Below are 21,746 nucleotides of genomic sequence, written 5' to 3'. Positions count from 1 at the left end.
GCGGGGGAGCGCGAGGAGTCGAGTGCGTCCGGCCCGTCGAACCCGGCCGTCTGGCCTGCCCGTCGACGGCCTCGCCGGTGCGATGCCTTCCGGCCAGGAGCGGGCGGACGGGGCCCCTCCCCCCTTGAACACCTGTTGACGGCGGCTTGAGCGCCCCCTGTTGCGATCGCGGTCGAACAAGGTCCGCCGACCTTCCTGCGAGCACGGAAGGAAACTCTCCCTTGACCACCGACCCACAGCTGACGCTGTTCTGTCTCGCCCACGCGGGCGGCAGCGCGCATCCCTACATCCGGCTCTCGGCCGATCTGCCGGACCACGTCACGGTCGTACCGCTGGAACTGCCCGGGCACGGCACCCGGGTACGAGAACCCCTGCTGCACGGTCTGTCCGCGCTGACCGAGGAGGCGGTACGGCTGATCGGCGAGCGCCGGCACGAGCCGTACGCCTTGTACGGGCACAGCTTCGGCGCCCTGCTCGGCTACGAGGCCGCCCGGGCGCTGACCGCCCAGGGCACCCCGCCGGAGCTGCTGCTGGTGTCCGGGCGCAACGGGCCCACCGAGCCGCTCTCGCACCGCCCCTTCCACCATCTGCCCGACGACGGCTTCGTGCAGGGGCTGCAGCGGATCGGCGGTCTGCCCGAGGCGCTGCTCGCCGAGCCGGAGCTGCTGAAGTTCTACCTTCCGGCGATCCGCGCCGACTTGAAGGTCGTCGAGACGTACACGCACGCCCCGGGCCCCCGGCTGACGGTTCCGGTGACCACCTTCGCCGGGCGCAAGGACGTGCTGACCGATGCCTCGTCCATGGCCGCGTGGTCCCGGATCACCACCGGGGTCTTCGATCTCACGCTGGTCTCCGGTGGCCATTTCTTCCTCCAGGAACCGGAGTTCAGGGCCGCGCTGGGCGTCCGGCTGACCCGGTTCGCGGCCACCGCGCGCCGCTTCCCGGCGGCCCGTGCGGCGGTCGCCCGAGCGGTTGCCGAGTGAACCTCAACCGCGAGCGCCCAGCATCACCGCCTGTACGGCTCTCCCCCCACGCCCAAGCCCGAGACCATCAGGAGGCCCCAGTGGCGGCGCTGTCCCATGAAGAGATCCGTCAGAGGATCAGCGAGTACATCGAGCAGCAGTTCCTCGGCGAGAGCGAGGTTTCGGAGCTGACGGACGACACCCCGCTGCTGGAGTGGAGCGTCCTCACCTCCATGAACACCTCTCTGCTGCTCTCGTTCATCCGTACCGAGTTGGGGGTCGTCGTGCCCCCGACCCACATCACCGGCCGGAACTTCGCGAACCTGGCGGCCATCACGGACATGGTCCATTCCCTGGCCCCGCAGCCCGCTGCCTGAACCGACCGAAGGAAGAGAGAGCATCGTGGACGCACAATTCGACGTCGCAGTCATCGGCGGCGGCCCCGCGGGATCGACCGTGGCCTCGTACCTGGCCAAGGCCGGGCTGTCCGTGGCCGTGTTCGAGGCGGAGAACTTTCCTCGTGAGCACGTCGGCGAGTCCCTGGTCCCGGCCACCACCCCGGTGCTCCTGGAGATAGGGGCCATGGACAAGGTCGAGGCCGCCGGCTTCCCGAAGAAGTACGGTGCCGCCTGGACCTCCGCCGAGGACCGCGACATCAACCACAACGGCTTCCGTGGCCTGAACCATGACTTCCGCGCCGCTGAGGTCCTGTTCAGCGAGCGGGACCAGGACGGCGTGGACCGCGACCACACCTTCCACGTCGACCGCAGCAAGTTCGACCACATCCTCCTCAAGCACGCCGAGGAGCTGGGCGCCAAGGTGTTCCAGGGCGTCCGGGTCGGCAAGGTCGACTTCGACGGCGAACTGCCCGTCGTGGAGGTCAAGGTCGGCGCCTCGTCGACGCACATCCCGGTGAAGATGGTGGTCGACGCGAGCGGCCGGCAGACCCGTCTGGGCAACCAGCTCAAGACCAAGGTCCCGGACCCGGTCTTCAACCAGTACGCCGTGCACACCTGGTTCGAGGGCCTGGACCGCAAGGCCCTCGCCGTCAACAAGGACCAGGCGGACTACATCTTCATCCACTTCCTGCCGGTCATCGACACCTGGGTCTGGCAGATCCCGATCACCGACACCATCACCTCGATCGGTGTCGTCAGCCAGAAGAAGCGCTTCCAGGAGTACGGCGGCGACCGCGAGAAGTACTTCTGGGACACCGTGGCCTCCCGTCCCGAGCTGCTCGACGTGCTCAAGAACTGCGAGCAGGTCAAGCCCATGAAGACCGAGGGCGACTACAGCTACGGCATGAAGCAGATCGCCGGCGACAACTACGTCCTGATCGGCGACGCCGCCCGCTTCGTGGACCCGATCTTCTCCTCGGGTGTCTCCGTGGCGCTCAACAGCGCGCGGCTCGCGGCGAAGGACATCATCGCCGCCGCCGAGGCCGGCGACTTCAAGCACGAGCGCTTCGCCGCCTACGAGGGCAAGCTCCGCAAGGCGGTGGGCTACTGGCACCGCTTCATCGAGGCCTACTACCGCCTCAACATCCTGTTCACGGCCTTCGTCCAGGACGACCGCTACCGTCTGGACATCCTCAAGATGCTCCAGGGCGACGTCTACGACGACGAGGAGCCGAGGGCGCTGTCCGCGATGTGGGAGATCATCGAGGCCGTCGAGAGCGACCCGACGCACCTGTGGCACCCGTACCTGGGTCAGCTGAGGTCCCCCACCGCCGCGCCCAGCTTCTGATCGAACCCGGCCCTCCCCCAGCCGGGAGAGCGGCAGAGCTGGAGCGCAACGGCCGGCCGCGTACCTTCTCCGGAATTTCCGGGAAGGTACGCGGCCGGCTCTTTTTGTTCGGGCCGCGAAGCGGCGCGCACGGAGCGCGCGCCGCTGCTTCAGGCCGCACGTGCCTGCGCGATGACGGTGAGCAGGGCCCGGGGGGTCGGGGCGTCGGCGACGATCGTGTCGGGCAGCAGCAGCCCGTACTCACGCTTGATCCGCCCGGTGACCTGGAGCAGCGCCAACGAGTCGTAGCCGAGCCGGTAGAAGGGCGTGTCCAGGACGTCGTCGGCCTTCAGGTCGACGCTCTCCGGTACGCCGGCGCTCTCGCGCAGGAGCCGGAGCAGATCGTCGAGGGTGAAGCCGGCGGAGTCGGACATGGCCATGGATTCCTCCTTGAAAGTTGAACCGGATGAAGGGTGAAGTGGTGCGGTGGTATGGGGAGTTGGTGGTTCAGAGCCGGCCGAGCAGCACGCCGAGCAGGCTCTGGTCCAGCGTGGTGTCGGCGGCGGTGTCCGCCGCGGCGCCGAAGCCCTCGTCGCGCAGGGCGGCGCTCACCACGTAGTCGGACTCCAGGGCATAGGTGCCGAAGGTCCACTCCGGGCCGGTGCCCGGGGAGCCGTCCGGCCGCTGGAGGCGGATACGCGCGTCGTCGAGCGTGAAGCCGAACTCGGTGAACCGGAAGCGCAGCCCCTGGCCGATGGCCTTGCTGTACGCCTCCTTGAGCGTCCACAGCCGGACCAGGGCCTTGTTGCGGGTCTGCTCGGGCAGCGAGTCCAGCAGCGCGCGCTCGTGCGGCGTACAGGCCTGGAACTCGACACCGGTGCCCACCATCGGGCGTTCGGCGCGCTCCACGTCGACGCCGAGCAGGCCGCGCCGGGTCACCCCGACGACTATGACCTCCTCGGTGTGGCTGAGGCTGATGTCGATCTGGTCGCAGCCGCGCAGATAGGGCCGGCCGCCCGGCTTGTACGCCAGGTCCACCGCCTCGGGGCGGCTGGCCAGCACCCGGGCCGCGGTGTGCTTCAGCAGCAGTCGGGAGGCGAGAAAGCCCTCCCGCACCCGGCGGTGGCTCAGCCGTTGGAAGCGGGCCCAGTCACGGGGGCCGAGCAAGGGGCGCAGAACCCTTTCTTCAGTGTTCGATGGAAGCCAGTCGGCGACTCTGCCGAAGGTGACGACGGTGCCGCGTGTCGCGAGCGGTTCCAGCACCTTGTCCCAGGCTCCCTCGGGACCGTACACACGCACGGGGGCCCCGGCGGCGGGAGCGGCCATCAGACAGCCGCCTTCACCAGACGGTCGCGCAGGTAAGCGACCAGGGAACCCACGGATGTCATGCTGCCGATCATGTCGGGCAGGGAGAGTTCACCGAGCTCCGGGACGGCCTGCTCGACGCGGTACTTCAGCTGCATGATGAGGACCGAGTCGAAGCCCAGGTCCTCGCGCAGCAGGGAGTCCGTGCCCACCTCGGCAACCGGGTCGTCGATGACCCGTCGCACCGCCTGGACCACCGCGGAGATCAGATCGCCGGACGAGTTGCCGGCGCGTGTGTCGTCGGCGTGCGTACCGTGGCTCATGGGCGGTTTCCTTCCGGTCAGGCTTCGAGAGACGTCTCGTGCAGGTCGTAGGAACGCCGCCGCTCGTAGCGGTCCATGACCGTGTCGAACAGCAGCCGCTCGACGGACTCCTGCGGAGCCTTCGGTACGTCGAGCCCCAGCAGGACGCCCAGCCTGTGCAGCGCGCCGGTGATCCACGCGGGGTCGGCCAGGAAGGTGCCGGGCCGGGCACTGTGGTGCTCGCGCCAGACGCCGAGGCTGGCCGCCGCGGCGCAGACCAGGGCGTAGCGGTCGGTGAGGGCGAGGGTGTCCGGGGTGGACAGTCCGTCGCCGGGGGCGATCCTGGCGAACCGGTCGCGCAGTTCGCGCAGTTCGCCGAGGAAGGCGGTGACGAGCTCGCCCAGCTCGCCGTCGGCACCGGCGCAGGCCGCCAGCACGGGGACGACAGGGTCGGAGGCGCCGGCCGGGGACAGCGCGGCGAGGTCGGCGGGCGGCAGGTCCTCCCAGGGGCGCAGCAGCGCGGCGGGCGGCTCCTCGTCGACCAGCCAGGAGTTGCGGGCCAGGTGCGGGAGCTGGGCGACCAGCATGGCCTGGCGGGCGGCGGTGCCGGCGTGGCCCTGGCCGAGCAGCGGCAGATCGCGCACCATGCGGCCGAAGGCGCCGTAGCGGCCCTTGACGTCGAAGTACGCCTCGCCGAGCACGGTGGACAGATCGTGCGCGGAGTCCTGCAGCAGCTTGGGCACGGTGTAGGCGGCGGCCGCGGCGCAGGCGCTCACGCGGTCCGGCAGCAGATGGATACCGCGCGCGGCGGCCAGCGCGATGCTGTCGCTGATCAGCAGATCCAGCAGGGCCCCGGTCAGCACATCGCGCCCGTACGGCGACCTGAGCGGGCCGTAGGGGTCGTCGGCCCGGTGCTCCACGGCGAACCGTACGGCCGTGCGCAGGATGGTGTCGCCGGCGGCGATCATCACGGAGGGCAGCAGGGCGCGGGTGACGACGGAGCAGCGGACGACCAGTCCCATGCCCTCCCCGGCCGTACCCACCACGGCCTCGTCCGGCACGGGGCAGCCGGAGAACTCCAGACCGCCGAACTCGCAGCCGTCCAGACCGACGGTGCGGTACCGGTGGAGGGTGCGCAGCGAGCCCTCGGGCAGGATCTCGCGGTCGATGAGCAGCACCTCGTGCGAGCCGTCCTCAGTCCCCGCGACGACGGTGAGCCCACGCGCGCGTGCGTAATTGCATACGGCGGTCTTGGCGCCGTCGAGCCGCCGCCGGCCGTCGGTCCGGCGCAGCGCGAACTCGTCCCGCACGAAGTCGTTGGCGTGCGCGACGGCGGGCCGGGCGACGGCGATCCGCCCACCGCCGAGGAGCAGCGCGGCGGTCCACTCCCGCTGAGCGGAGTCCCCGGCGGTCCACACAGGGGTGGCGGCGAAATAGCAATTGAGTCCGTACCCGAACCCGAGCGAAAGATCCCGTCGGCAGGCAGGCCGCACCACCCGCCCGAGCCCGTCGATCCGCTCCAGCCGTCCGCCGAACTCGGCGGGCACGAAGTCGGCCCCGAACTCGCAGTCGTCAAGGGCGCGTTCGGCGCGGACGAGCTCCTCCGAGCCGATCGCGCCGTTCCCGTTCCCGAACGGAGCGAGGGCACGCTCCAGTTCGTCCGCACGGCTCCGGATCCGCCCCTCGGCCGTGGTCGCACGCACAGCTTGCTCCACCGGGTGTCACTCCTCGCGGTCCGTAGGTCCGATCCACCCCCGCACGCCGGTCACCCCACCCCACCGCACGAGAACAAACCAAGCCTCCGCCGCACCGCTCAAGCCCTGGTGGACCGCACGGAGTTACCCCGGACCGGCATATGCCCAGTTCAGGTTCCGGGTTCCGCTTCGGGGTCCTGCGCAGCTGCGGGGAGTCGTGCCGCAGGGCGGCGCCCGCTGCCAATGAGAGCGGCACCCCGCAAGCGCGGGCAAGCGACAGCCCCGCCCACCCGCACCCCGGCGAACGCGGCGGCCGTAACCACGCCACCGTCGCACGAGGCCCGTCATCGACCCGCTCCGCAGGATCCCCGAGTACCAGACAGTCCAACGCCTGCCGCAACCGATCCCGCTCCTCGTGCGGCGCCCCGACACACCCGTCGAGCAACGACACGGCCCGATGCCCATGCCGCCGAGCCTGCACGGCAAGCCCATGCCCAGGCCCCACCTCGGCACACAACAGCGCCCCTAAGTCGGCCAGTTGACCGAGCGCTGCATCCAGGAGCACCGGCCGGGAAGGCTGCAGCGCCCAGAACTCGGGATCCACGGCCCGCTCGGGCTCCGGCCGCCCACCCGCACTCCCGGACAGCAAGGGCGTATGAGGATCCGCGAACACGGAAGCCTCGAACGCCGGCAACGTCTCCAGGCACGCATCCGCGACCAACGGCCCATGCAACCCCGCAGGCACCTGCACCCGCATCCACGTCAACCCGGCGCGCTCCAACGCCCGCCGAGTAGCCGCAAGCCCGTACTCCGACCCGGACACCACAGTCTGCCCAGGCCCGTTGGAGGCCGCGACCACCGCCCCACCCTTCAGGAAGGGCGTCACCGCAGGCGGCGCGGCGGCAACGGCGAGCGCACCGCCCCGCGGCGCTCCGGCCAACGCCTCGGCCTGTACGACGACAAGCCGCACCGCGTCCGTCAGAGGCAGCACCCCGGTCTGGACAGCGGCCACCAGCTCGCCGACACTCTGACCGAGGACCGCGCCGGGGCGCAGCCCTCGATCCCGAACCGTCTCGCTGAGCGCGTGGCAGACCGCGAACAGCAGCGGATGCACCTCGGCCACGGTGCGCAGCCGCGCACCGGAGGACCACAGTCGGTACAACCGTTCCCCGGACGGACCCAGCAGTTCCAACACCGTGTCCATCGCCGTGGTGAAGGCAGGCTCGTACCGATACAGGCCATAGGCCATGGCGGGGTACTGAGCTCCCGCTCCCGGCAGGAGCAGCGCAACCGGCGGCACCGGTGCGTCAGTACCGGCCCGGCGCTCGCACTCTGAAGAGCGAGAGCGGCTGGTCCAGCCGTAGTTCGGAGGAGGAGTCGAGCAACGCCCCCTGGAGCGACTGCAGTTCATAGCTCGGATCGAGCCCGAGCTCCCCGGCGAGTACGTCCCGCAGCCGCTGGTAGACCTCCAGCGCCGTGGTACGCCGCCCCGCCCGGTACAGCGCGAGCATCAACTGGAGGTGAATCCCCTCGTGCAGCGGATGCCGCGCCGCGAGCCCGAACAGCTCACCGATGATCTCGTGGTGGCGCCCGAGGAGCAGGTCCGCCTCAATGCGGCGGCACAGTATGCCCATTCGGGACTCCTCGAGGCGGGTCACCTCGACATCCAGCACCCGCCCGCACTCCACGTCGGCGAGCGCAGGCCCGCGCCACAGCGACAGCGCCTTGCGGAACAGGTCCGCCGCCGCCTCGTAGTCCCCTTTCTCCAGGGCCCGATGACCGCCGCCGGAGAGCCGCTCGTACTCCCGGACGTCCACCGAACCGCCCTGGGTGTCCAGCAGATACCCGCCGGGCTGGGTCACGAGCACACTTTTCGCACCCAGAGGCATATCAGGCGATGGGCCTCCGATGGCAGAGGTGATAAGGTTCCGTAGTTGAAGTATGTACGTCTGCAGGGTCGTTGCGACGCTGGGCGGTGGGGTCTCGCCCCAGACCTCTTCCACCAGCATCCCGACAGAGACGGGACGGTCAGGGTTGAGGGCCAGTACTGCGAGAACCTTGCGTGGCTTGACCGCGGAAGGCACCACAGACTTGCCGGTCTGCATCACTCTGCATGCGCCGAGCACTTCGATGTCCATCGGCATCCTCTCTGTTGCCTGCACTCCGCTGCTGAAGTTCCGCAGCATTGGTTCCGCCAGGTGATGTGATGGTCACGCGATGGTCCGTTGAGCGCCTGGATATGAGCTCAACTCGGACTCAAGTCGGCCTGGAACACGGGTACTTGCGGATACAGCGGCCTGATGCCCCCGCTCCGCAGCAGCCCGCGCATGGCCGAGCGCTGGAGTTTGCCACTGGTGGTACGCCGCACCACGCCCTGCCGGACAAGCAGGATGACGGCATCGGGGATCCCGAACTCCCCATCGAGGTGGGTCTGTACGGCCTCGACGAGCGACGGCAGTTCACCGTCGAGCAGGCCGTTCTCGCGCACTTCCTGGATCACGATCAGCCGGTCGCGTTCCGCCCCCGTGGTGACGGCCGCGGTGACCCCGAACACGGGGTTCAGGCCCTGGACCGAGGTCTCGATGTCCTCCGGCGCGACATCGACCCCGTTGACAACGACGCCTTCCTTGAGCCGTCCGATCACGAACAACTCGCCGTGTTCATCCACGGCACCCAGGTCGCCGCTACGCAAAAACGATCCGTCATGAGCGGACGTGACCGCTCCGAAACACTCCTCGGTCTCGGCGCGACGCCGCCAGTAACCCGGCGCAACGCTCTCGCCCCGGATCCATATCTCGCCCACCCGCCCCGGCTCCAGAACCTGCCGGGTCTCCGGGTCGACGATACGTATCTCCACCCCGCACGGCCGTCCGACCCCGACCAGGGTCCGGCTGCGGGAGCCGTTCCTCGGCGCGGTCATCCGGCCGGCGGCGAGCGCGGCGGGGTCCGCCGCGCGCTCCACCGGCCGCTGCCCCGGGGAGCCGCCCGTCACCAGCAGGGTCGCCTCGGCGAGCCCGTACGCCGGATAGAACGCCTCGGGCCGGAACCCGGCCGGGGCGAACCGCTCCGCGAAGGCGGCCATGGTGGCCTCCCGCACGGGTTCGGCGCCATTGACGGCGACCTGCCAGGAGCCCAGATCGAGCCGGCCGGCCTCCTCGTCCGTCGCCGCCCGGACGCACATGTCGTACGCGTAGTCCGGGCCGCCGGACACGGTGACGCCGTACGTCTCGATCATCCGCAGCCAGCTCAGCGGCCGCGTGGCGAAGGTGATGGCGGGCATGAGCACGCCTCGGGCGCCGAGGTGGAGCGGGTGCAGCAACTGCCCCACCAGGCCCATGTCGTGGTACGGCGGCAGCCAGCCGCCGATCACCGAGTGCTCGTCGGTCCCCAGCGCCCGGGTGATGGCCTCCTGCCCGGCCAGCAGATTCCGCTGGCTGATCAGGACGCCCTTCACCTGGGTCACCGAGCCGGACGTGTACTGGATGAGGGCGATGTCGTCCTCCGCCGACTCCGTCGGCCGCCAGTCCTCCGGGCCCGGCAGGGCAGCCCGGTCCGCCGCGAGACAGACCAGGTCACTGCCGGCGAACAGCCGGGACAACTCGGCCGCCACGGCGGAGTCGGCGAGCGCCAACGCCACATCGGCGTCCTTGGCGATGGCGGTCAGCCGACGCACATTGCGCCCGCCGTCCAACGGGGACGGACAGGGCACGGCCGTCGCCCCGGCATAGAAGCAGCCGAGCAACGCGGCGATCTGCAGCGGACCCTCGCAGTGCGGCAGCAGGACACGCTGCCCCGCACCGCCCCGCAACTGGACCCAGGCCGCCAACTGCCGTGCCTGGCGGTCGAGTTCGCCGTACGTCAAAGTCCGGACCGGTGATCCTGACCCGCCGTCACGGCGCGGGGTTGACTCGGCGCCGACGAAGCTGAAGGCCTCGCGGCTGGGATCCGCCGCCTCCATGCGACGTCGTAATGCGCCAAGAAAACCACCCATTTCGAACCGCCCCCGTTCGACTCAATGGCGCGAAGCTAACGGCCGACGCTCAAGGAACACATGACCTCTCCTCGACCCCCAGACGGGTGTCGGCTGCATGAGACCGCATCATAACGAGGGAAGATGCCGTCGCGGTACGGGTAATTCATGACGTGTTGAGGAATCGATCCGGTCCAGTCCTGTCCGCGATTCCCCACCGCACCCACGCTGAACTTGGCAAGTATCGCTCGGAGTCCCACCGTCCGGATCAGAACGGATTCCCGAAACTCACGACTTGGGCGCGATCGAACCCCTCTTCGATCTCCACCAAGGACCGGGGCGGGGCCGAGAACCGACCGAGCCACCCTTCAGCGCGGGGTCCCAAGGACACCACTCGCGCACCCGAACGACGTTCGGAACCCAAATCCTTGCCACTTCAACCGCCTTGAAACCTGGGCGAGTTGGACTCACAGCAAATGCCCGCCGATGACGATCTCGCGCTTGAGGATCTTGCCGGTGGGTCCCTTGGGGAGTTCGGCCGTGAACGTGACGATCCTGGGGTACTTGTACGCCGCCACCCGGTCCTTGACGTGGTCGCGGATCTCCTCGGCCGTCGCCCGGGCGCCGGGCCGGAGCGTGATCACGGCCGCGATCTCCTCGCCGTGGACCGGGTGCGGCACGCTGACGACGGCGGCCTCGGCGACGGCCGGATGCTCGTACAGCACCTCCTCGACCTCACGCGGGTAGACGTTGTAACCGCCGCGGATGATCAGGTCCTTCTTGCGGTCGACGATGAAATAGAAGCCGTCGTCGTCGACGCGGGCCAGGTCGCCGCTGTGGAACCATCCGTCGCGGATCGCCTCCGCCGTGGCCTCCGGGCGGTTCCAGTAGCCGCTCATCACGTTCTCGCCGCGGATCGCGATCTCGCCGACCTCGCCCGGGGGCACCGCGGCGCCGTCCTCGGCGACGAGCTTCATCTCGACTCCGCGGATGGGCTGTCCGATCGAGCCCGCCTTGCGCGGGCGGTCCGGGTGGTTGAACGCGGCGACCGGTGAGGTCTCGGAGAGACCGTATCCCTCCAGTACGCCGGCACCGAAACGCCGTTCGAAGCCGTGCAGCACCTCGACCGGAAGCGAGGCGCCGCCGGAGACGGCCAGCCGCAGCCGGTGGGCGTCGAAGCCGTCGGGGAGCTCGGCGTGGAGGAGCGCCGCGTACATCGTCGGCACTCCGAGGAACACCGTGACCCCGTCACGGGCCATGATCTCCAGGGCGCGCCGCGGCTCGAACCTCGGCAGCAGGGTCAGTGTGGCACCGGCGGCGACGGCCGTGTTGAGGGCGCAGGTCTGGCCGAAGGCGTGGAAGAGGGGCAGGCCGCCGAAGAGCACGTCGTCGGGTCCGACCTGGAGCAGCGTCTCGGCCGCGGTGGCGGTGTTGGTCGCCAGATTCCGGTGCGAGAGCGCGGCGCCCTTCGGGGTCCCGGTCGTGCCCGAGGTGTAAAGGATCAGGGCCGGGTCGTCATCGGTCCGGTCGACGATGCCGGACATCGGCTCGTGGGCCCGCAGCAGGTCCTCGAAGGCAGCGGGTTCGGTCACCAGGCATTCGGTTCCGGTCTCGGCGGCGGCCTTGGTCACCTCGTCCGCGAACAGCGGGAACACCAGCGCCATCCGCGCTCCGCAGTCGCGCAGGGCGAACGCCACCTCACGGGCCTTGAGGAGCGGGTTCATCGGGACGACCACGCCGCCGGCCCGCAGGACGCCGTAGTAGACGACCGGGAACAGCGGGACGTTGGGCATGGTCAGCGCGACACGGTCACCGGGCCGGACCCCTCGGTCGCGCAGGAGGGCGGCGACTCTGGCGCACGCGTCGTCCAGTGCGGCGTACGTGAGCGTGCTGTCGTCGTGGCGCACGGCGATGCGATCGCCCTGGTCGACGGCGGAGTTCACCAGGATCGTGGCGAGGTTGGTCATGTCAGCTGTCTCCTTGGGTTCGTCCCGGCAGCGGGTTCGTCCCGGCAGCCGATGCGGCGTTCCGGGGCCGGATCACATCGCGAGGGGTGACCCCCTGGCGAGCGCCGTCGGCTGCGAGGTGGTGCGGCAGGGCCAGCCAGAGCCTCAGGAGGTGGCGCCTGAGGCCGGGCCGGTCGTGATCCTCGAACTCCGTTCGCGCGTGCATGATCGTGTGGGTGTTGAGCAGCAGCAGATCGCCGGCCCTGAGGTCGATGTCGAGCCGGAACTCCGGGGAGCCCGCCACTTCGTCGATGAGGTCGAACAGCTCCACGTCCGCCGGTTCCAGGCGGGGCACCTGGGGGAAGCGCTGGGCGGATTCGAGGTAGCAGCGGTTGTAGCGCATGCTCAGTGCGCCGCCGCCCCGCCGGACGGCGAGCGGGGCGGCCGCGTACGGCGCCTCCCCGGGAAGATGCTCCTGCCGGCGGTCGAAGAAATACGTGCGGTACAGCCGCTCGGCCAGATCGGGGCGGCGGTCCAGCACCGCGTTGTGGACGGCCGCCGAGCTGACCAGGGAGGTGCGTCCCCCGGTGCGGGGCTCCCGCAGGGACAGCAGCGCTAGCAGATCGGCCCCGTCGGTGTGGAAGGGCAGCGCGGCTCGGGTCTGGTAGCCGCGCGTCGCCGGATCGGCCAGGCTGCGGCCGGTGTCCCTGACGTGGCCGAGCAGATGGCCGTACGCGTTCTGCGGGACGGGCTGCCCCAGGTACTGACCGAGGCCCCAGAAGACGGCGCTCGCGGCCGGCGCGCCCAGCCGCTCGACCGGGATGCCCTTGACGAGCACGAACCCCCGGCCGTGCTCCAGCGTCTCGGCGACGCGTTCCAGCTCAGGGGCGAGCGTGGGGAGCGGGAAGTCGGCGGCTGTCAGCTTCAGCAGCGTGAGATCGCGCCTGCGCGCCTCCCTCACCGCGGAGTCGATCTCGACCAGCTGGTGCGGCGAGAGCCGCAGGACCCACTCCTCGCGGTGGTCCGCCAGATCTTCGCCACGCCACACCGAGGGGCCCGAACAGGGCACGTGCAGCGCCTCGTCTGTGTCCGTCGTACCTGTCATGTGCGCCTCCGTACCGTCAGGCGTTCACCGGCCCGGGGCGGTCGCCACGAGCGGTCCGGGCCGGCGAACGGCGCCATGCTAGGTTGCCCATCCCCGCTTCGCTTGTCCTCGCGTGACAGCAGAGTTTTCTTTTCGGGACAAGCCCGGTCAGTCCTGGAGCGTGCCCATGAGGCCCCTGGTCCGCACCGCAGCCCTCAGTGGCTATGTCGAGCTGTGCCGCTCGCTCGGCATCGACCCGCAGGCGCTGATGAAGCACGTGGGCCTGGACACCGCCGCCCTCACGGTGCAGGACCGGTGGATCTCCGGCGCGGCCGCGGTCCAGGTGCTGGAGCTGTCGGCGGCCGCCTCGGGGCACGAGGACTTCGGCGTGCGGATGGCGGAGTTCCGGCGCTTCTCCAACCTCGGCCCCGTCAGTCTGGTCGTCCGCGAGGAACCCGACGTGCGGAGCGCGCTGGGTCTGTTGATCCGACATCAGCACATGTACAACGAGGTTCTGCACGCCCGGCTGTCCGAGGGCCACGGGCTGGCCACGTTGAAGGTCGACCTGCGGATCGGCGAGGCGATGGAGACCCGGCAGGCCACGGAGCTGGCCGTCGCCGCCTTCCACCGGATCCTGCGCGGCTTTCTGCACCCCCGGTGGCAGCCGATCTCCGTCTGGTTCAGGCACCCTGCCCCGGCGGACGCCGCGACGCACCGACGTCTGTTCGGCCCCGTGGTGGAGTTCGGCCGCGAGTTCAACGGCATCGTTTTCTACGCCGACGACCTCGACGCCTCCAACGCGATGGCGGACCCGCTGCTGCGGGAGTACGCCCGCCAGTACTTCGAGGCGATCACGGTCCCCAGGGACACCACCGTCGCGGACCGGGTGCGGGAGCTGATCGAGGTCCTGCTGCCCAGCGGGCGCTGCTCGATCGAGCAGGTCGCGCGCAGCCTGGGCGTGGACCGGCGCACCGTCCACCGCCATCTGGCCGCCTCCGGCGAGACGTTCTCCTCGCTCCTCAACACCACCCGCATGCAGCTTGCGGAGCAGTTCGTCGCGAACCCGCGGCGCTCGCTGACGGAGATCTCCGACCTGCTGGGCTTCTCGTCGCTGAGCGCGTTCTCGCGCTGGTTCCGCGAACAGTTCGGGTGCAGCCCGAGGGCGTGGCGCAGGGGCAGGAGCGAGCGGCAGTCCTCCGGTCAGGACTGATCACACCGCTGGGGCGTGTCCCCAAATGGCAAGTTATCTGTCTCTGTAGGTCAAGCGATCACGGATGCCCGCCCCTACCTTGGCACCACCGCAGAGACGCGGTCGGCCGCCGGAGGAGGGCGGGTTTTTCCCCTGGGCACGCCCCCCTCCGGACCGGCCGAGCGTATCCGGGCTGCCCTGCGCCCGCTGTCACCGGTGACCCGCATCGATCGCACGAAGGAGACGGACCGTGCACTTCCACGACGACTCACTTTTCCCGGAGAACCAGGAAAAGCTGGTGATCCAGGCCGCTCCCTACGGGCCGGAGTGGCTGCCCGGGGACGCCGACGACCTTCCCCTGACGATGGACGAGCACGTCCAGGCGGCCGTCGACTGCTACAACGCCGGCGCCACCGTGCTCCACATCCACGTACGGGAGCTCGACGGCAAGGGCTCCAAGCGGATGTCCATGTTCAACGAGCTGTTGGGCCGGCTGCGTGAGGCCGTACCGGACATGGTCCTGCAGATCGGCGGCTCGATCTCGTTCGCCCCGGAGGACGAGGGCAGCGAGGCGAAGTGGCTGAGCTACGACACCCGCCACCTGCTGGCCGACCTCACCCCCGCGCCGGACCAGGTGACGATCGCGATCAACACCAGCCAGATGAACATCGTCGAGATCATGACCGACGACGACCTCGAGGGCACCTCGATCGCGAAGCCCGAGTACTACAAGGCGTACCGCGACATGGTCGTCGAGGCGGGCCCCGATTTCTACCTGGAGCACCTCAAGCGCCTGCACGCGAACGGCATCCAGCCGCACTTCCAGCTCGCCACGCTGGCCCAGCTCGAAACGGTGGAGCGGCTCATCCGGGCCGGCATCCACACCGGCCCGCTGATCCTCAACTACGTGGCCATCGGCGGCGGTTTCTCCGGCCGTCACCCCGCCGACCTGATCGAGTTCGTGCGCCGCACCCCGGACGGCGCCGTCCTCACGATCGAGAGCTCCATGCGCGCCGTCGCGCCGATGAACGCGATCGGCATCGCGCTCGGCGTGCACGTGCGCGTGGGCAACGAGGACAACCTGTGGCGCCGCAAGGGCGAGCGCATGACCACCGTCGAGCAGGTCGAGCAGATGGTGCAGATCTCCGAGGCGCTCGGCCGCGACATCGCGACCGGCGCCGAGGCCAAGAAGATCTACCAGCTCGGCGAGTACTACGCCGGCGCCGACGAGACCCTGGCCCGCCTGGGCATGGTGCCGAACCGGCGGCCCGGTCAGCGCGGCTTCATGCTGCGCGACGCCTGACCGCGGGACGGAACCACCGCACCGCCGCGCGTCCGCGCGCACGCACGGGCCGCCGGGGCCACTCCCCCGGCACCGGCGGCCCCTTCTCACGTCCCATGAACAACGGAGTACGCCCGTGGCCCACGCCATTCGCTTCAAGGAGACCGGCGGTCCCGACGTCCTGCGCTGGGAAGAGGTCGTCGTCGGCGACCCCGGCCCCGGCGAGGTACGGATCCGGCACGAAGCCGTCGGACTCAACTTCGCCGACACCTACTTCCGTAGCGGCCTGTATCCCGCACCGCTGCCCGCCGGACTGGGCGTCGAGGCCGCGGGTGTGGTCGAGACGGTGGGCGAGGGTGTCACCCACATCACCGAGGGCGACCGGGTCACGTACACCGGAAGCCCGCTCGGCGCCTACAGCACGGAACGGGTCATGCCCGCCGACTCCCTGATCCGGCTGCCGGACGGCATCGGCTTCGAGACCGCCGCCGCGATGACCATGCGCGGCCTCACCTCCGCATACCTGCTGCGCAGGATCCACCCGCTGAAAGCCGGCGACACGATCCTGCTGACCGCGGCGGCGGGCGGCGTCGGCCTCATCGTCTGCCAGTGGGCCAAGCTGCTCGGGCTCACCGTCATCGGCACCGTCTCCACCGAGGAGAAGGCCGAGCTGGCCCGCGCCCACGGCTGCGACCACGTCATCCACTACCGGCGCGAGAACGTGGCCGAGCGGGTGCGCGAACTGACCGACGGCGCCGGGGTCCCGGTCGCCTTCGACAGCGTGGGCCAGACCACCTACGCCGCCTCGCTCGCCTCGCTCCGGCGCCGCGGTCTGCTCGTCTGCTTCGGTACGGCTTCCGGGCCCGTTCCGCCCATCGACGCCATGCAACTGGCCGTCAGCGGCTCCCTGTTCGTCACCCGGCCGGCACTCGCCGACTACATCGCCGACCCGGCGGAGCGGGCGGAACTGGCGGGCGAGCTGTTCGACCACGTCGCCTCCGGCCGCATCGCCATCGAGATCAACCAGCGCTACGCGCTCGAGGACGCCGTACAGGCGCACCGCGAGCTGGAGGCGGGACGCACCACGGGATCGTCCGTCTTCGCCCTCTGAGCACCACGCCCCTCTCCTGGAGGAAGACCCATGGAAAAGACCGCCGTTCCGGTGCGGGAAGCGCCGGCGCTCGTCCGCCCGCACTCCCACGGCTCGATCAGGGTCGAACCGCTGACCTGCACCATCGGCGCCGAACTCACCGGGGTGAACCTCGCCGACGCCTCACGCGACGACGAACTGTTCGCCGAGATCAAGTCCCTGCTCCTGCGGTACAAGGTGCTGTTCCTGCGCGACCAGGACATCACGCGCGCCGAGCACGTCGCCTTCGCCGAGCGCTTCGGCCCGCTGGAGGACCACCCGGTGGCGGGCAGTGACCCCGACCATCCCGGCCTGGTGCGGATCTACAAGGACCTGGACAGCCCGGCCGAGCACTACGAGAACGCGCTCCACACCGACGCCACCTGGCGCGAGAACCCACCCATGGGCGCGGTACTGCGCTGCGTCGAATCGCCCCCGGTGGGCGGCGACACGATCTGGGTCAACATGGCCGAGGCCCACCGCCGACTGCCGGAGCACATCAGGGCCCAGATCCAGGACCTGCGGGCCCGGCACAGCATCGAGGCCACCTTCGGCGCCGTCATGCCGCAGGAGAAGCGTCACGCGCTCAAGGCGCGGTTCCCCGACGCGGAGCACCCGGTGGTGCGCACCCACCCCGAGACCGGCGAACAGATCCTCTTCGTCAACGCCTTCACCACGCACTTCGTCAACTACCACACGCCCGGCAACGTCCGCTTCGGGCAGGACTACGCCCCCGGCGCGGGCCTCCTGCTGAACTACCTGATCAGCCAGGCCGCGGTCCCCGAGTACCAGGTGCGTTGGCGCTGGACGCCGAACAGCGTCGCCATCTGGGACAACCGCTCCACTCAGCACTACGCCGTCCAGGACTACTGGCCCGCCGTCCGCCGGATGGAGCGCGCCGGAATCGTCGGCGACAGACCGTTCTGACCCTTCCCTTTCCGTCGAAAGCACTCTCCGTCAAAAGCACGTTCCGTCAAAGCAGTTGAGGTGATGACAATGGGGTTTCTCACCACTGCGGCACCCGCCCCCGAGAGAACCGGCTCCGGTCCCTCCCAGTGGCCCGTGTCCCGGCGCTACGCCTGGGTGGTCTTTGCACTGAGTTTCGGGCTCCTGCTCTCGGACTACATGTCCCGGCAGGTCCTCAACGCCGTCTTCCCGATGCTGAAGGCCGACTGGCTGCTCTCGGACGCCCAACTGGGCTCCCTCAGCGGCATCGTGGCACTGATGGTCGGTCTGCTCACCTTCCCCCTCTCGCTGCTCGCAGACCGATGGGGCAGGGTGAAATCCCTGGTCCTCGCGGCGACGATGTGGAGCCTGGCGACACTCGGCTGCGCGGTGGCGGCGAGCTACGGCCAGATGTTCGTCGGCCGCCTCTTCGTAGGCATAGGTGAGGCCGCGTACGGCAGCGTCGGCATCGCCGTGGTCCTCAGCGTCTTCCCGCGCGCCCTGCGGGCGTCGCTCTCGGGGGCCTTCATCGCGGGCGGGGCCTTCGGCTCGGTCCTGGGTATATCCATCGGCGGCGCCGTGGCCCAGGCGTACGGCTGGCGCTGGGCGTTCGGTGTGATGGGCGTCTTCGGCCTGGTGCTCGCGGCCGTCTACGCAGTCGTGGTCACGGAGAAGCGGCTGACTCCGCGCAAGGATCCGGCCGAGGAAGCGACCGGCACCGACGGGCGCGACCGTCTGCGCGTGCTCCTCCCCCGGCTGTTCTCCTCCGTCTCGGTCGTCAGCGCCTACATCGGCAGCGGTCTGCAACTGTTCATCGCGGGCGCCCTGATCGCCTGGCTGCCCAGCTACTTCAACCGCTACTACGACATGCCCACCGCGAAGGCAGGCGCGACCGCGGGGCTCTTCGCCCTGGTGATCGGCATCGGCATGATCGCCGGCGGAATCGCCTCGGACCGGATCAGCCGACATGCCCCGGTCCGCAAGTGGGCCGTCGCCATCGCCTGCAGCGTGGGCTCCCTCGTCCTGCTGATGACCGCGTTCCGCCTGCCGGCCGGCCAGGTGCAGTTGCTGGTGCTGGCGCTCGGCGCCCTGCTGTGCGCCGGGACGGCCGGGCCGGGGGCCGCCATGGTGGCGAATCTGACGCCCGCGGCCATCGCCGCGACGGCGTTCGCCACGCTCACCCTGGCCCAGAGCCTGCTCGGACTGGCCCCCGGCCCCGCGGTCACCGGCGCGCTCGCGGACCGGTTCGGTCTGCTCGGCGCGCTCCAGCTCGTCCCGCTCGTGGCGATCGCGGCCACCGTGGCCTTCCTGATCGGCCGCCGCCACTACGACCGCGACCTGCTCCGGCTGACCGGCGCCGCCCCGGTGGCGGAGCCGAAGGAACCGGAGGTGTCCTCATGAGCCGTACCACCGAGCCGGTGGTCGTGATCGTCCCCGGCCTGCGCGATCACGTCGAGGAACACTGGCAGACCCTGCTGGCGGCCCGGCTCGCCGAGGCCGGGCGCACGGTCCGCACCGTTCCCCCGCTGACGCGGGACCAGCTCAGCCGCGAGGCTCGCGTCGCCGCACTGGACAAGGTGATCTCGGAGATCGACGGGCCGGTCGTGCTGGTCGCCCACAGCGCCGGCGTGCTCATCACCGTCCACTGGTCCCAGTGGCACGAGGCCCAGGTGCAGGGGGCGCTGCTGGTGACCCCGCCGGACTTCGAGACGCCGCTTCCGGAGGGCTACCCCACCCCCGAGGTGCTCGACGAGAACGGCTGGACACCGGTGCCCCGCTCGCCGCTGCCCTTCCCCAGCACCGTCGCGGCCAGCTCGAACGATCCCCTGGGCACCGTCGAGCGCGTCACCGAGCTGGCCCGGAACTGGGGCAGCCGCCTCGTGGAACTCGGCGCGGTCGGCCATCTCAACCCCGCCTCCGGTTACGGCCCGTGGCCGAAAGCCGAAGAACTGCTCCGCGAGCTCGAACAGAGCTGATCCCCCGTGCAGCCCCCGCGAAAGGCAGCGATGAACACCGCCATCGACACCGACACCGACCTGCTGTGGTCTCCCGGTCCGCGCGAGTTGGAGGACTCCAACGTCGCGTGCCTCATGGAATGGCTGAGCGAGGTGCGGGGGCTGCACTTCTCCGACTACGCCGCCCTGTGGCGGTGGAGCTCCACCGACCTGCCCGGCTTCTGGTCGGCGGTCTGGGAGTTCTACGGGCTGGACGCGGTCACCCGGTACGACGAGGTACTGGGCGACGCGTCGATGCCGGGCGCCGTCTGGTTTCCCGGCGCCCGGCTGAACTTCGCCGAGCGCTGCCTCGCCCAGGCCGCGGACGACCGCCCGGCGCTGGTCGGCGTGGCCGAGGGCGGCACACCGGTGGAGACCTCGTGGCAGGAGCTGCGCCGCCAGGTCACGGACGTCGCCGCGGCGCTGCGCCGCATGGGCGTGGGGCCCGGCGACTGCGTGGCCGGATACCTTCCCAACCTCCCGCAGACCGTCGTCGCCCTGCTGGCCACCGCCACCGTCGGCGCCGTATGGACGGTGTGCTCCCCGGACTTCGGCACGCCCAGCGTGCTCGCCCGGCTCCAACAGGCGCGGCCGACCGTCCTCGTGGCCGCGGACGGATACCGCTACGGCGGCAAGACGTACGACAAGCGCCCGGCGGTCACCGAGCTGGCGGACGGACTCCCCACCCTCCGTCACATCATCGCGGTCGACAACCTGTTCACGCCCCCGACCGAACCGTGGTCGGCGCGGTCCGGGATCGAACAGCACGCCTGGTCCGCGCTACCGTCCGCCACGTCACCCCTGGAATTCGCGGACGTGCCCTTCGACCACCCGTTGTGGATCCTGTGGTCATCGGGGACCACCGGGATACCGAAGGGAATCGTTCAGGGCCACGGTGGCATCGTGGTCGAACTGCTCAAGGCACTCGGCCTGGGCGCGGACTTGCGCCCCCACGACCGCTACCTCTTCCTCACGTCCACGAGCTGGATGGTCTGGAACTTCCTCATCGGCGGCCTGCTGCACGGCAGCACGATCGTCCTGTACGACGGCAGCCCCACGTTTCCCGACGTCAACGGCGCCTGGCGGATCGCCGAACAGACCGGCGCCACCATGGTCGGCGTGGGCGCGGCCTACCTCGCCGCCGTGGAGAAGTCCGACACGCATCCAGCGGCCGAGTTCGGTCTTGCGCGCCTGCGTTCCATCCTCCAGACCGGATCGTCCCTGCCGTCCAGCACCTGGCGATGGGTCCACGAACGGCTCGCTCCCGGTGTCTGGCTCCAGTCCATCTGCGGCGGTACGGACATCTGCTCGGTCCTCGCGGGCGGGACTCCCCTGCTGCCCGTACGCGTCGGCCGTATCCAGTGCCCCGCACTCGGTGTCGCGCTCGGATCCTGGGATGCCGACGGGCACCCGCTCACCGGCGAACAGGGCGAGTTGGTGGTGACAGCACCGCTGCCGTCCATGCCCCTCCGTTTCGTCGGCGACCCGGACGGCTCCCGCTACCGTGCAAGCTACTTCGACACCTATCCCGGGGTCTGGCGGCACGGCGACTGGATCATCGTGGACGAAGACCTCTCGGTCGTCGTGGCCGGCCGCTCCGACTCCACGCTCAACCGCATGGGCGTCCGGATGGGTTCCGCCGACATCTACAACGTCGTCGAACAGCTACCCGAAGTGGCCGACAGCCTCGTCGTCGGCGTGGAACAGCCGGACGGCGGCTACTTCATGCCGCTCTTCGTGGTGACCACCGACGGCATCGCCCTCGACGACGGACTGCGCGAGCGGATCACCCTGGCCATCAAGCACCGCTTGTCCCCGCGCCACGTGCCCGATGTGATCGTGCCGGTCCCCGCCGTCCCACGCACGCTCACCGGCAAGAAGCTCGAAGTGCCCGTCAAACGCATCCTGCAGGGGTCCCCCGCCACCGACGTCAGCAGCGAAGGATCAGTCACCCACCCGGAGATGCTCGCCTGGTTCGCCCGTTACTTCACGGGCTCCAGAATCGCCACGCACTCCACATGATGGGTCATCGGGAACAGGTCGGAAAATCCGATCATCTTAAAATCCCAGGTCAGATGGCACTTTCGAGCCCATCCACCTCCCCAAAACCCCCTTTGAGCGTCAAACGAGCGTCATGCGATTACGTCCGGCCACGGCCTCAGGCCGGCCCGGCGACGGACTTCACCCGTCGGCCTGGGTAGGCAGAGGCAACAAGCACA

General features: G+C 70.0%; 18 protein-coding genes and 1 pseudogene. 10 read left to right on the top strand and 9 right to left on the bottom strand.

All coding sequences use genetic code 11. The features are described from left to right. The first annotated feature begins 221 nt into the window (after nt 1-221). The 3 genes from OHT76_RS31985 (at nt 222) to OHT76_RS31975 (ending at nt 2,708) form a co-directional block, all read left to right on the top strand. Nucleotides 222-983: a thioesterase II family protein gene (locus tag OHT76_RS31985; protein ID WP_328874308.1), complete on the top strand. Its 762-nt coding sequence runs from the start codon at nt 222-224 to the stop codon at nt 981-983. Nucleotides 984-1,063: 80 nt separating this feature from the next. Beyond that, on the top strand, nt 1,064-1,339 hold the full coding sequence (locus OHT76_RS31980) for an acyl carrier protein (protein WP_186286218.1): 276 nt from the start codon (nt 1,064-1,066) through the stop codon (nt 1,337-1,339). Nucleotides 1,340-1,364: 25 nt separating this feature from the next. Next, nucleotides 1,365-2,708: an NAD(P)/FAD-dependent oxidoreductase gene (locus OHT76_RS31975; protein WP_328874307.1), complete on the top strand. Its 1,344-nt coding sequence runs from the start codon at nt 1,365-1,367 to the stop codon at nt 2,706-2,708. 149 nt (nt 2,709-2,857) lie between these two features. Here OHT76_RS31975 and OHT76_RS31970 read toward each other — a convergent pair whose 3' ends face one another. The 9 genes and pseudogenes from OHT76_RS31970 to OHT76_RS31930 form a co-directional block, all read right to left on the bottom strand. After that, on the bottom strand, nt 2,858-3,127 hold the full coding sequence (locus OHT76_RS31970; protein ID WP_328874306.1) for an acyl carrier protein: 270 nt from the start codon (nt 3,125-3,127) through the stop codon (nt 2,858-2,860). A 67-nt stretch (nt 3,128-3,194) separates the two neighbouring features. After that, on the bottom strand, nt 3,195-4,013 hold the full coding sequence (locus OHT76_RS31965; protein WP_328874305.1) for a 4'-phosphopantetheinyl transferase family protein: 819 nt from the start codon (nt 4,011-4,013) through the stop codon (nt 3,195-3,197). Beyond that, a complete protein-coding gene (locus OHT76_RS31960) occupies nt 4,013-4,315 on the bottom strand; it encodes an acyl carrier protein (protein WP_328874304.1) in 303 nt (100 codons plus the stop codon). The genes OHT76_RS31965 and OHT76_RS31960 overlap by 1 nt, the downstream gene beginning before the upstream one ends. 17 nt (nt 4,316-4,332) lie before the next feature. Next, nucleotides 4,333-5,997: an acyl-CoA dehydrogenase family protein gene (locus OHT76_RS31955; RefSeq protein ID WP_328874303.1), complete on the bottom strand. Its 1,665-nt coding sequence runs from the start codon at nt 5,995-5,997 to the stop codon at nt 4,333-4,335. A gap of 409 nt (nt 5,998-6,406) precedes the next feature. Continuing rightward, nucleotides 6,407-7,399, bottom strand: a pseudogene (locus OHT76_RS44195) (acyltransferase domain-containing protein); the annotation flags it as partial. Continuing rightward, nucleotides 7,296-8,126, bottom strand: a complete 831-nt coding sequence (locus OHT76_RS31950; protein ID WP_015657270.1) for an AfsR/SARP family transcriptional regulator — start codon at nt 8,124-8,126, stop codon at nt 7,296-7,298. The gene OHT76_RS31950 and the pseudogene OHT76_RS44195, both read right to left, overlap by 104 nt. 107 nt (nt 8,127-8,233) lie before the next feature. Next, the gene (locus OHT76_RS31940; protein WP_328874302.1) at nt 8,234-9,946 is read right to left on the bottom strand and encodes a fatty acyl-AMP ligase; all 1,713 of its coding nucleotides are present in this window, start codon (nt 9,944-9,946) and stop codon (nt 8,234-8,236) included. A 479-nt stretch (nt 9,947-10,425) separates the two neighbouring features. Next, nucleotides 10,426-11,925, bottom strand: a complete 1,500-nt coding sequence (locus OHT76_RS31935) for a long-chain-fatty-acid--CoA ligase (protein WP_328874301.1) — start codon at nt 11,923-11,925, stop codon at nt 10,426-10,428. A gap of 1 nt (nt 11,926) precedes the next feature. Next, on the bottom strand, nt 11,927-13,009 hold the full coding sequence (locus tag OHT76_RS31930) for a TauD/TfdA family dioxygenase (protein ID WP_328874300.1): 1,083 nt from the start codon (nt 13,007-13,009) through the stop codon (nt 11,927-11,929). Nucleotides 13,010-13,175: 166 nt separating this feature from the next. Here OHT76_RS31930 and OHT76_RS31925 point away from each other — a divergent pair, with 166 nt between their 5' ends. From OHT76_RS31925 to OHT76_RS31895, 7 genes are all read left to right on the top strand, one after another. Beyond that, nucleotides 13,176-14,198 (top strand): AraC family transcriptional regulator ligand-binding domain-containing protein, encoded by a 1,023-nt coding sequence (locus tag OHT76_RS31925; protein ID WP_328874299.1) that lies wholly within the window; start codon nt 13,176-13,178, stop codon nt 14,196-14,198. Nucleotides 14,199-14,427: 229 nt separating this feature from the next. After that, the gene (locus OHT76_RS31920) at nt 14,428-15,480 is read left to right on the top strand and encodes a 3-keto-5-aminohexanoate cleavage protein (protein ID WP_328874298.1); all 1,053 of its coding nucleotides are present in this window, start codon (nt 14,428-14,430) and stop codon (nt 15,478-15,480) included. Between the two features lie 115 nt (nt 15,481-15,595). Further along, on the top strand, nt 15,596-16,570 hold the full coding sequence (locus OHT76_RS31915) for a quinone oxidoreductase family protein (RefSeq protein ID WP_328874297.1): 975 nt from the start codon (nt 15,596-15,598) through the stop codon (nt 16,568-16,570). Nucleotides 16,571-16,600: 30 nt separating this feature from the next. Further along, on the top strand, nt 16,601-17,515 hold the full coding sequence (locus OHT76_RS31910; protein ID WP_328874296.1) for a TauD/TfdA dioxygenase family protein: 915 nt from the start codon (nt 16,601-16,603) through the stop codon (nt 17,513-17,515). Between the two features lie 69 nt (nt 17,516-17,584). Further along, entirely contained in the window at nt 17,585-18,934 is a 1,350-nt protein-coding gene (locus tag OHT76_RS31905; RefSeq protein ID WP_328874295.1) for an MFS transporter, read from the top strand. Continuing rightward, nucleotides 18,931-19,509, top strand: coding sequence for an RBBP9/YdeN family alpha/beta hydrolase (locus tag OHT76_RS31900; protein WP_328874294.1), 579 nt, complete (start codon nt 18,931-18,933; stop codon nt 19,507-19,509). The genes OHT76_RS31905 and OHT76_RS31900 overlap by 4 nt, the downstream gene beginning before the upstream one ends. Nucleotides 19,510-19,539: 30 nt before the next feature. Further along, entirely contained in the window at nt 19,540-21,549 is a 2,010-nt protein-coding gene (locus tag OHT76_RS31895; RefSeq protein WP_328874293.1) for an acetoacetate--CoA ligase, read from the top strand. Nucleotides 21,550-21,746: the final 197 nt, after the last annotated feature.

This window comes from Streptomyces sp. NBC_00287 (genome assembly GCF_036173105.1).
Classification (GTDB): Bacteria; Actinomycetota; Actinomycetes; order Streptomycetales; family Streptomycetaceae; genus Streptomyces.
The sequence above is the reverse complement of the archived record's forward strand: the minus strand, read 5'-3'. Positions and strand labels throughout refer to the sequence as shown.